Origin of the sequence: Pseudomonas sp. FeS53a, from assembly GCF_000931385.1 — a bacterium.
Classification (GTDB): Bacteria; Pseudomonadota; Gammaproteobacteria; order Pseudomonadales; family Pseudomonadaceae; genus Metapseudomonas; species Metapseudomonas otitidis.
Window position 1 is genome coordinate 1 of sequence record NZ_JYFT01000072.1, and the last position, 9,063, is coordinate 9,063.

Genomic DNA, 9,063 nt, shown 5'->3' on the forward strand with positions numbered 1-9,063 from the left:
TTCCGGGTTCCCTGAACCTGACCGGTCTGTCCTCCAGCTACCAGATCAAGGACGGCAAGGCTGACCTGCACTTCAACGCCATCGCACAAGGCGGCGAGTTCCAGATCAAGGCCACCGTGCTGAACGCCAAGGGCGAGACCATCGCTCACAAGGAAGCCGCGCCGGGCAACACCCCGCACTTCCACATGACCCTGGACAAGGCTGAAGCCGGTGCACACGACCTAGTCGTGGTCGCCACGCCGAAGAAAGGCAACCTGCTGCAGCAGACCCACAGCTTCACCCTGATTGCCGAGCCGGGTAACGGCGGCGGCGAGAACCCGGGCGAAGGCGGCGGCGAAACCCCCGGCACCGGTGACTACGACTTCGTCTTCCCGGATGGCCTGCAGAGCTACAAGGCCGGCACCACCGTACTGGCGAAGGATGGCAACACCTACGAGTGCCTGCCGTTCCCGGCTGAAGGCTACTGCAAGCAGTGGAACACCGGTTCCACCCAGTTCGAACCCGGCAAGGGCTCCCACTGGAACATGGCCTGGAAACGCAAGTAACCCGAGCCTGCAACAAACGGAGCGTGGCGCCTGGCGCCACGCTCCTCTTCATGTCCCTGGGAACACCGTTCATGTCCACTGCTCGTTACTCGCGTCCCCGCGCCCTGCTGCACTGGGGTTCGGCGCTGGTCATCCTCTGGGCCACCGTCACCGGCTTCGCCAATGCCCTGCTGGATGTCCCGGCGGCCCTGTCCGAGGCCATCGGTTTCATCAACGTCTCGCTCACTGCGCTGCTGATCCCGTTCTTCGTGCTGCGCATCGGCTACGCCCTGGCCCAGCCCGGCCCTGACGACATCGCCCACGGCAACGGCCTCGGCCAGTTCCTCGCCAAGGCGGGCCACCTGGCCCTGTACATCGCCACCGCCCTGGTGCTCGCCACCGGCGTGCTGATGATGGACCGCCCCATCGACCTGTTCGGCCTGGCCACCCTGCCGCAGCCGTTCGCCGAGCCGGTACTCATCGAATTCTTCAACAGCAGCCATCGCCTGTTCTGCGTGGTGCTGGCCCTGCTGGTGGCCGGCCATATCGGCGCCGTGGTGTTCCATCAACTGCGCGGCCACGCCGTGCTCGACCGGATGAAGCCCTGAGCCATGCTGCCGTCGCTGCGTCCCGACCTCCGCCTGCCGCTGCGCCGGGCCCTGCTGGCCCTGGCCGTGCTCGCCCTCGCTGGCTGGCTGGCCTGGCTCGCCCGGGATGCCTGGCATGCCCGCCAGGCCCTGGCCGCCGAGCTGGCCCAGCCGGTCCCCAGCGCCGCCGCCCCGGTGGCTGCCGAGGCCGCGCCGCTGGACAGCACCCTGGTGGCCCTGCTGTTCGGCGTGCTGCCCGCCAGCGGTAGCCCCGAAGAGGCCGCCGAAGACGCCAGCACCAGCCTCTCGCTGGTGCTGATGGCGAGCCTGGCCGAACGCGGCGAGGCCGACTCCCGCGCGCTGATCGCCGGCCCGTCGGGCAGCGCCTTCTACCGCATCGGCGACCGTTTGCCCGGCGGCGCCGTACTGCGTGCCGTCGCCCCCGACCACGTGCTGCTGCAGCACGGCGGTCGCGACTACCGCCTGGGTTTCCCGCGCCCTGAAACCCGCCTTTTCGTACCCCGTCCGCCTGCGGCCGAAACCGCACACGGGGCCCCCACCCACACGCCGGAGACCCGACCATGAAACTGCCCCGCGTGACCGGCGCGCTGCTGGTGCTTGGCACCCTGCTCGCCCCCCTGCCCACGTTCGCCGAACGCAACGAATCCCGCCAATGGACGCTGAACATGAAGGACGCCGAACTGCGCGACCTGGTCAGCGAAGTCGGCGAAATCACCGGCAAGACCATGGTCCTCGACCCGCGCATGAGCGGTAAGGTCACCGTGCAGTCCAGCAGCGCGCTGGACCAGGCCGGCATCTACTCGCTGTTCCTCACCGTGCTGCGCAGCCAGGGCTACGCCGCCCTCGACCAGGGCGACCGCGTGCTGATCGTCCCCGTGGCCGACGCCAAGACCAAGGCCAGCGGCAGCGAGCAGGCGGCCGACGACGAGTTCGTCACCGAAGTCATCCCGCTGCGCAACGCCACCTCCGCCGAAGTGGCCGCCGTGCTGCGCCCGCTGGTGGCGGTGGACGCCTACGTCGCCCCCTCCAGCAGCTCCAATGCCCTGGTGGTGACCGACAGCGCCAGCAACGTCGGCCGCATCCGCTCCCTGGTGCGCGAGCTGGACAGCGCCGGCGAGCGCGCCTTCTCCACCCTTGGCCTCAAGCACGCCTGGGCCACCGACCTGGCCGCCACCCTCACCGAGAGCGTCAACCAGGGCAGCGGCGCCCCGGCCGGCGCCCGCGCCATCGCCGATGCCCGCAGCAACCGGCTGATCCTGGTCGGCCCGAGCCAGGCCCGCGAGCAGATGGCCACCCTCGCCCGCCAGCTGGACGTGCCCGGCAACGCCAACGACGGCACCCGCGTGGTGCGCCTGCACCACACCGACGCCAAGCAACTGGCCGACCTGCTCTCCGGCATCGGCAAGCGCATGGAAGTGGGCAACGGCGGCAAGGAAGGCCGCGCCGGCTCCATCCTCATCAGCGCCGACGAAAGCCAGAACGCCCTGGTGCTGATGGCCGAACCGGCCCAGCTGGCGACCCTCGACGCGGTGATCGCCCAGCTCGACCGCCCCCGCGCCCAGGTGCTGGTGGAAGCGGCCATCGTCGAAGTCAGCGGCGACATCAACGACGCCCTCGGCGTGCAGTGGGCCGGCCGTGGCAGCGACGCCGGCGGCGCCATCCAGTTCGGCGGCAGTGGCCTGACCATCGGCTCCCTGCTGGGCACCCTGCAGGACGGCAAGCGCCCCACCCTGCCCGATGGCGGTGTGATCGGCGTCGGCAGCGGCCACTTCGCCGCCCTGGTCACCGCCCTGTCCAGCGACTCCAACAACAACCTGCTGTCCACCCCCAGCCTGCTGACCCTGGACAACGAGCCGGCGGAGATCCTCGTCGGCCAGAACGTGCCCTTCCAAACAGGCTCCTACACCACCGACGCGGCCGGGGCCAACAACCCCTTCACCACCGTCGAGCGCCGCGACATCGGCGTGACCCTCAAGGTCACCCCGCACATCAACGAGGGCAACAGCCTGCGCCTCAAGGTCGAGCAGGAGAGCTCCGAGCTGGCGGCCGCCCCGCCGGGCATCACCACCAGCGACGCCATCACCAACAAGCGCGCGATCAAGAGCACCATCCTCGCCGACGACGGACAGATCATCGTCATCGGCGGCCTGATCAAGGACAACGTCAAGACCCAGGTCAGCAAGGTGCCGCTGCTGGGCGACATCCCCCTGATCGGCGGGCTGTTCCGCTCCACCAAGGAGGTCACCGAGAAGACCAACCTCATGGTCTTCCTGCGCCCCACCCTGCTGCGCACCAGCGAGGAGAGCGGCGAACTCGGCCAGCGCAAGTACAACGACCTGCGCAACCTGCGCAGCAACGACCGCGGCCCCAGCGGGCTGCTGCTGCCCAGCGACCCGCGCCAGCTGTTCGACAACGACGGCGGCCAGGTGCTGGACATGCGCGGAGCCAAGGGGCGATGAGCAGCGCGCGCCTGCCCTTCAGCTACGCCCGGCGCCACGGTGTGCTGCTGCACGGCGGCGAGCTGCTGTGCCGGGCCGGCGCCGAGCTGGCGATCCTCGCCGAGGTACGCCGCCAGCACGGCAGCGCCCTGCGCCCCCGGGTGCTGGACGCCGAGGCCTTCGCCCAGGCCCTGGCCAGCCATTACCAGGACGGCCAGAACGACGCCCGCGAAGTGGCCGACGGCCTGGGCGACGCCATGGCCGGCCAGGACGACCTGGCCAGCCTCGCCGAGCAATTGCCGCAGACCACCGACCTGCTGGAGCAGGAAGACGACGCGCCGATCATCCGCCTGATCAACGCCATCCTCGCCGAGGCGGTGAAGGCCAAGGCCTCCGACATCCACCTGGAGACCTTCGAACGCCACCTCTCCGTGCGCCTGCGGGTGGACGGCCTGCTGCGCGAGATCCTCCAGCCCCGCCGTGAACTGGCCGGGCTGCTGGTGTCGCGGATCAAGGTCATGGCGCGGCTGGACATCGCCGAGAAGCGCATCCCCCAGGACGGCCGCATCGCCCTGCGCATCGCCGGCCACGAAGTGGACGTGCGCGTCTCCACCCTGCCCTCCACCCACGGCGAACGGGTGGTGATGCGCCTGCTGGACAAGCAGGCCGGCCGCCTCGACCTCAGCCGCCTGGGCATGGACCCCGGCACCCGCAGCCGCCTGGAAGGCGCCCTGGCGCGCCCCCATGGCATCCTGCTGGTCACCGGCCCCACCGGCTCGGGCAAGACCACCACCCTCTACGCCGGCCTGGCCAGCCTCAACAGCCAGACCCGCAACATCCTCACCATCGAGGACCCGGTGGAGTACCACCTGCCCGGCATCGGCCAGACCCAGGTCAACACCAAGGTGGACATGACCTTCGCCCGGGGCCTGCGGGCCATCCTCCGCCAGGACCCGGACGTGGTCATGGTGGGTGAGATCCGCGACCACGAAACCGCCGAGATCGCCGTGCAGGCCTCGCTCACCGGCCACCTGGTGCTCTCCACCCTGCACACCAACAGCGCCGTGGGCGCCGTCACCCGCCTGGTGGACATGGGCGTCGAGCCCTTCCTGCTGTGCAGCTCCCTGGTGGGCGTGCTGGCCCAGCGCCTGGTGCGGGTGCTCTGCCCCCACTGCAAGCAGCCCGGCCCCGCCGACGACGCTGCCTGCGAGCACCTCGGCATCGACCCGCAGGCGCGCCCCACGCTCTGGCACCCGGTGGGCTGCGACGCCTGTCAGCACAGCGGCTATCGCGGCCGCCAGGGCCTCTACGAACTGGTGCTGCTGGACGAAGCCCTGCGCCAGCTGATCCACCAGGGCGCCGGCGAGGCCGAACTGACCCGCCACGCCCGCCGCCACGGCCCCAGCCTGTTCATGGACGGCCGCGACAAGGTGCTGGCCGGCGTGACCAGCCTCGAAGAACTGTTGCGCGTCACCCGGGAGGACTGAGATGGCCGCCTACGAATACCTCGCCATGGACCCGGGCGGCCGCAAGCTGCGCGGCGTGCAGGAAGCCGACAGCGAGCGCCAGGCGCGCCAGTTGCTGCGCGAGCGCAACCTGGTGCCGCTCAAGCTCAGGAACCACCGGGGCAGCACCCCGCGCGAGGGCGCCCCGGGGCGCAACCGCCAGGGGCTGTCCACCGCCGACCTGGCCCTGCTGACCCGCCAGCTGGCCACCCTGGTGCAGGCCGCCCTGCCCCTGGAAGAGGTGCTCGCGGCGGTCGCCGCCCAGTGCGAGAAGCGCGCCCACCAGGCCATGGTCCTGGCCATCCGCGCGCGGGTGCTGGAGGGCCACGGCCTGGCCCGCGCCATGGCCGAGTTCCCCCGCGCCTTCCCGGCGCTGTACCGCGCCACCGTGGCCGCCGGGGAGCGCGCCGGCCACCTGGCCCAGGTGCTGATGCAACTGGCCGACTACACCGAGGCCCGCCAGGCGGCGCGCCAGCAACTGCAGCTGGCCATGCTCTACCCCAGCATCCTGCTGGTGGCGGCCTTCGGCATCGTCGGCTTCCTGCTCGGCTTCGTGGTGCCGGACGTGGTCAAGGTGTTCATCGACAGCGGCCAGGAGCTGCCCGCCCTGACTCGCGGCCTGATCGCCGCCAGCGCCGGCCTGCAGGCCCACGGCCTGCTGATGCTGCTGCTCGTCGCCGGCGCAGCGGTGGGCGTGCACCTGGCCCTGCGCCGCCCCGCCACCCGCCTGGCCTGGCACGGCCTGCAGCTGCGCCTGCCGGTGGTGGGCAAGGTGCTGCGGGCGAGCAACTGCACCCGTTTCACCAGCACCCTGGCCATCCTCGGGCGCAGCGGCGTACCGCTGGTGGACGCCCTGGAAATCGCCGCCGAAGTGGTGGCCAACCAACGGATTCGGACGAGTCTCAAAGACGTGGCGCGCTCGGTGCGAGAAGGTGGCGGCCTGACCCGGGCACTGGAGCGCAGCGGCCACTTCCCGCCGATGATGCTCTACCTGATTGCCAGCGGTGAGCGCTCCGGCGAGCTGGACGCCATGCTCGACCGCGCCGCCACCCAGCAGGAAACCCAGCTGGCCAACCGCATCGCCATGCTCGTCGGACTGTTCGAGCCGGCGATGCTGGTGTTCATGGGCGCCAGCGTGCTGCTCATCGTCCTGGCGATCCTGATGCCCATCCTCAGCCTCAACCAACTCATCACCTGAAGGCAGGCACACCCATGCACACCCGCAACCGGCAACGGGGTTTCACCCTGATCGAAATCATGGTCGTCGTGGTCATCCTCGGCGTCCTCGCCGCACTCGTGGTCCCGCAGATCATGAACCGCCCGGACCAGGCCAAGGTCACCGCCGCCCGCAGCGACATCAAGGCCATTGCCATGGCGCTGGACATCTACAAGCTCGACAACCACGGCTACCCCAGCACCCAGCAGGGCCTCGAAGCGCTGGTCAGCAAGCCCAGCGGCACCCCGGCCGCGCGCAACTGGAACCCCGACGGCTACCTCAAGCGCCTGCCCGTCGACCCCTGGGGCAACCCCTACCAGTACGTGGTGCCCGGCAGCCGGGGCACCGCCTACGACCTGTTCTCCTTCGGTGCCGACGGCCGTGCCGGCGGCGAAGGCCTGAATGCCGAGATCGGCAACTGGGACCTCTGATGCAGCGCTGGCACCACCGCACCCCGCCGGCTCGCCAGGGCCGAGGCTTCACCCTGCTGGAAGTGCTGGTGGTGATCCTCATGGTCGGCCTGCTGGCCAGCACCCTGACCCTCGCCCAGAGCGACCACGGCCCGCAGCACGCCAAGCGCGAAGCCGAGCGCCTGCGCAGCCTGCTCGGCCTGCTGCGCGAGGACGCCATGCTGGAGCGCCAGGAGCTGGGCGTGCGCATCGAACCCGACGGCTACTCCGTGCACCGCCTGGACACCGACGGCCGCTGGATCCCGGCCAGCGACTACCGCCCGCAGCAGTTGCCCGACAGCCTGCGCCTGCACCTGGAACTGGGCGAGCAGGCCCCCGGCCTGGGCGCCCCCGTGCCCGGCCCCGGCCCGCAGCTGCTGGTGCTCTCCAGTGACGAGCTGACGCCCTTCAGCCTGCAGATCGAACTGCGCGGCCGGCCGATGCTGGAACTGTCCAGCGACGGCCTGGAGGAGGTGCGCGTTGAAACGCTCTGACGGCTTCACCCTGCTGGAAGTGATGGTCGCCCTGGCGATCTTCGCCACCCTCTCCGTCGCCCTCTACAGCGCCGCCACCCACGTCGCCCGCAACAGCGCCGGGCTGGTGGAACGCAGCCTCGCCAACTGGCTGGCGGACAACCGCCTCAACGAACTGCGCGTCGGCCTGCTGGCGCCGCAGATGGGCCACCGGGAAGAGCGCATCGCCTTCGCCGGCCGCGAATGGCTGCTGGCCGTGGAAGTGGGCAACGCCCCCGACCCGCGCCTGCTGGAAGTGGACGTGGCCGTCGCCGTGCCCGGCCGGCCGCCGGTGACCCGCGCGCGCCTGAACGGCTTCATCGAGGCCCGCCCATGACCCAGCGCGGCTTCACCCTGCTGGAAGTGCTGATCGCCATCGCCCTGTTCAGCCTGCTCGGCCTGGCCAGCTACCAGCTGCTGCAGCGGGTGCTGCACAGCGAACAGCGCATCGAATTGCACGAACAGCAACTGCGCAGCCTGCAGCGGGCCCTGGACATCCTCCAGCGCGACCTCTGGCAGGCCGTGCCCCGCCCCCTGCCCGACGACCCCAGCCGGCGCCAGGCGCTGATCGGCCGAGACGACCGCCTGCGCCTGCTGCGCGGTGGCGCGGCCAACCCCCTCGGCCAGCCCCGCAGCGACCTGCTGCTGGTGAGCCACCAGTGGGAAGACGGCGAATGGTGGCGCGAATTCCGCAACCCCGACGACGGCGCCACCCGCCGCCAGCGCCTGCTGCAGGGCGTCACCCTGCTGCGCCTGGGCTACATCGACGCCCAAGGCGCGCGCCACGACAGCTGGCCTGCCAGCGGCGGCGCCCTGGCCTTGCCGGCCGCCGTGGACCTGGTGCTCGACGCACCGGGCTACCCGGAGCTGCGCCGGGTGATCCTCCTGCCCGGTAGCGAGGGCCAGCGTGATGACTGAACACCGCCAGCGCGGCGTCGCCCTGCTCAGCGTGCTGCTGGTCACCGCCCTGGTGACCCTGGTGGTGGCCGACATGCTCGCCCGCCAGCGCCTGAGCCTGGCTGCCACCGCCCGCCAGCTGGACCAGCAGCACCTCTGGCAGATGGCCCTGAGCGGCGAGACCTGGGCCCGCCAGCAACTGCGGGACGACCTGGCCAACCGCGAAGACCCGCCCCAGGTCCACCTCGGCCAGGGCTGGGCACGTACGCCACAGCGCTGGGACCTGGGCGGCGGCCAGGTGCAGGTGCGCATCGAAGACCTGGCCGGCCGCTTCGACCTCGACCACCTGCGGATCGGCCGCAGCGACCTGCAGCGCGCCCGCTACCAGCGCCTGCTGGCCCAGCTCGACGTGCCCGCCCACGACCCCGCACGCCTGCCCACCCGGCCCGGCCCCGGCGGCAAGGCCCAGGGCCTGCTGGACGCCAGCGAGCTGCTGCGCCTGGGCGACCTCGCCCCTCAGGACTTCGCCCGCCTGGCGCCCCACGTGGCCACCCTCGGCGGCGCGTCCCTCAACCTCAACACCGCCTCGGCTGTGCAGCTGGCGAGCCTGGAAGGCCTCGACCCGTCCCTCGCCCGCACCCTGGTGCAGGCACGCCCCGCCGACGGCTGGGCCACGGTGCAGGACTTCCTCGAACTGCCCCTGCTGCAGGGCCGCGAAGTGCGCGCCCCGGGCCTGGCCGTGGACAGCCGCTTCTTCCGCATCCACCTGCTGGCCGAGCTGGGCGAACGCCGTCTGCACCTGGCCAGCGACCTGCGCCTGGAACAGGACGGGCACCTGCGGGTGCTGCGTCGCCAGGTGCTCCCATCCCCTTCAACGACGGAGTGACCCCCGTGCACGCCTGGCTCCACCTGTC

The 9,063-nt window shown here is 71.2% G+C and carries 10 protein-coding genes and 1 pseudogene; all 11 read left to right on the forward strand.

Going from position 1 to position 9,063, the window contains the following annotated elements; all coding sequences use genetic code 11:
* Positions 1–545, forward strand: a pseudogene (locus SZ55_RS28380) (N-acetylglucosamine-binding protein GbpA); the annotation flags it as partial.
* A 71-nt stretch (positions 546–616) separates the two neighbouring features.
* Positions 617–1,132, forward strand: a complete 516-nt coding sequence (locus tag SZ55_RS22240; RefSeq protein ID WP_044411827.1) for a cytochrome b — start codon at positions 617–619, stop codon at positions 1,130–1,132.
* Positions 1,133–1,135: 3 nt separating this feature from the next.
* Complete coding sequence (locus tag SZ55_RS22245) at positions 1,136–1,696, forward strand: type II secretion system protein N (RefSeq protein WP_052807645.1); 561 nt, start codon at positions 1,136–1,138, stop codon at positions 1,694–1,696.
* Positions 1,693–3,591, forward strand: a complete 1,899-nt coding sequence (gene gspD, locus SZ55_RS22250) for a type II secretion system secretin GspD (protein ID WP_044411828.1) — start codon at positions 1,693–1,695, stop codon at positions 3,589–3,591. Before SZ55_RS22245 ends, gspD begins: the two co-directional genes overlap by 4 nt.
* A complete protein-coding gene (gspE, locus tag SZ55_RS22255; protein ID WP_044411831.1) occupies positions 3,588–5,057 on the forward strand; it encodes a type II secretion system ATPase GspE in 1,470 nt (489 codons plus the stop codon). Before gspD ends, gspE begins: the two co-directional genes overlap by 4 nt.
* 1 nt (position 5,058) lies before the next feature.
* Complete coding sequence (gspF, locus tag SZ55_RS22260) at positions 5,059–6,273, forward strand: type II secretion system inner membrane protein GspF (RefSeq protein WP_044411834.1); 1,215 nt, start codon at positions 5,059–5,061, stop codon at positions 6,271–6,273.
* Positions 6,274–6,287: 14 nt separating this feature from the next.
* Positions 6,288–6,722 carry a type II secretion system major pseudopilin GspG gene (gene gspG / locus SZ55_RS22265; RefSeq protein WP_044411837.1) on the forward strand — a complete coding sequence of 145 codons (435 nt, stop codon included), beginning with the start codon at positions 6,288–6,290 and terminating at the stop codon, positions 6,720–6,722.
* Positions 6,722–7,234: a type II secretion system minor pseudopilin GspH gene (gene gspH / locus SZ55_RS22270; protein ID WP_044411840.1), complete on the forward strand. Its 513-nt coding sequence runs from the start codon at positions 6,722–6,724 to the stop codon at positions 7,232–7,234. Before gspG ends, gspH begins: the two co-directional genes overlap by 1 nt.
* Positions 7,221–7,589 carry a type II secretion system minor pseudopilin GspI gene (gene gspI / locus SZ55_RS22275; RefSeq protein WP_082078315.1) on the forward strand — a complete coding sequence of 123 codons (369 nt, stop codon included), beginning with the start codon at positions 7,221–7,223 and terminating at the stop codon, positions 7,587–7,589. The genes gspH and gspI overlap by 14 nt, the downstream gene beginning before the upstream one ends.
* The gene (gspJ, locus tag SZ55_RS22280) at positions 7,586–8,170 is read left to right on the forward strand and encodes a type II secretion system minor pseudopilin GspJ (protein ID WP_044411843.1); all 585 of its coding nucleotides are present in this window, start codon (positions 7,586–7,588) and stop codon (positions 8,168–8,170) included. The genes gspI and gspJ overlap by 4 nt, the downstream gene beginning before the upstream one ends.
* Positions 8,163–9,035 carry a type II secretion system minor pseudopilin GspK gene (gene gspK, locus SZ55_RS22285; RefSeq protein ID WP_330217337.1) on the forward strand — a complete coding sequence of 291 codons (873 nt, stop codon included), beginning with the start codon at positions 8,163–8,165 and terminating at the stop codon, positions 9,033–9,035. Before gspJ ends, gspK begins: the two co-directional genes overlap by 8 nt.
* The last annotated feature ends 28 nt before the right edge of the window (positions 9,036–9,063 follow it).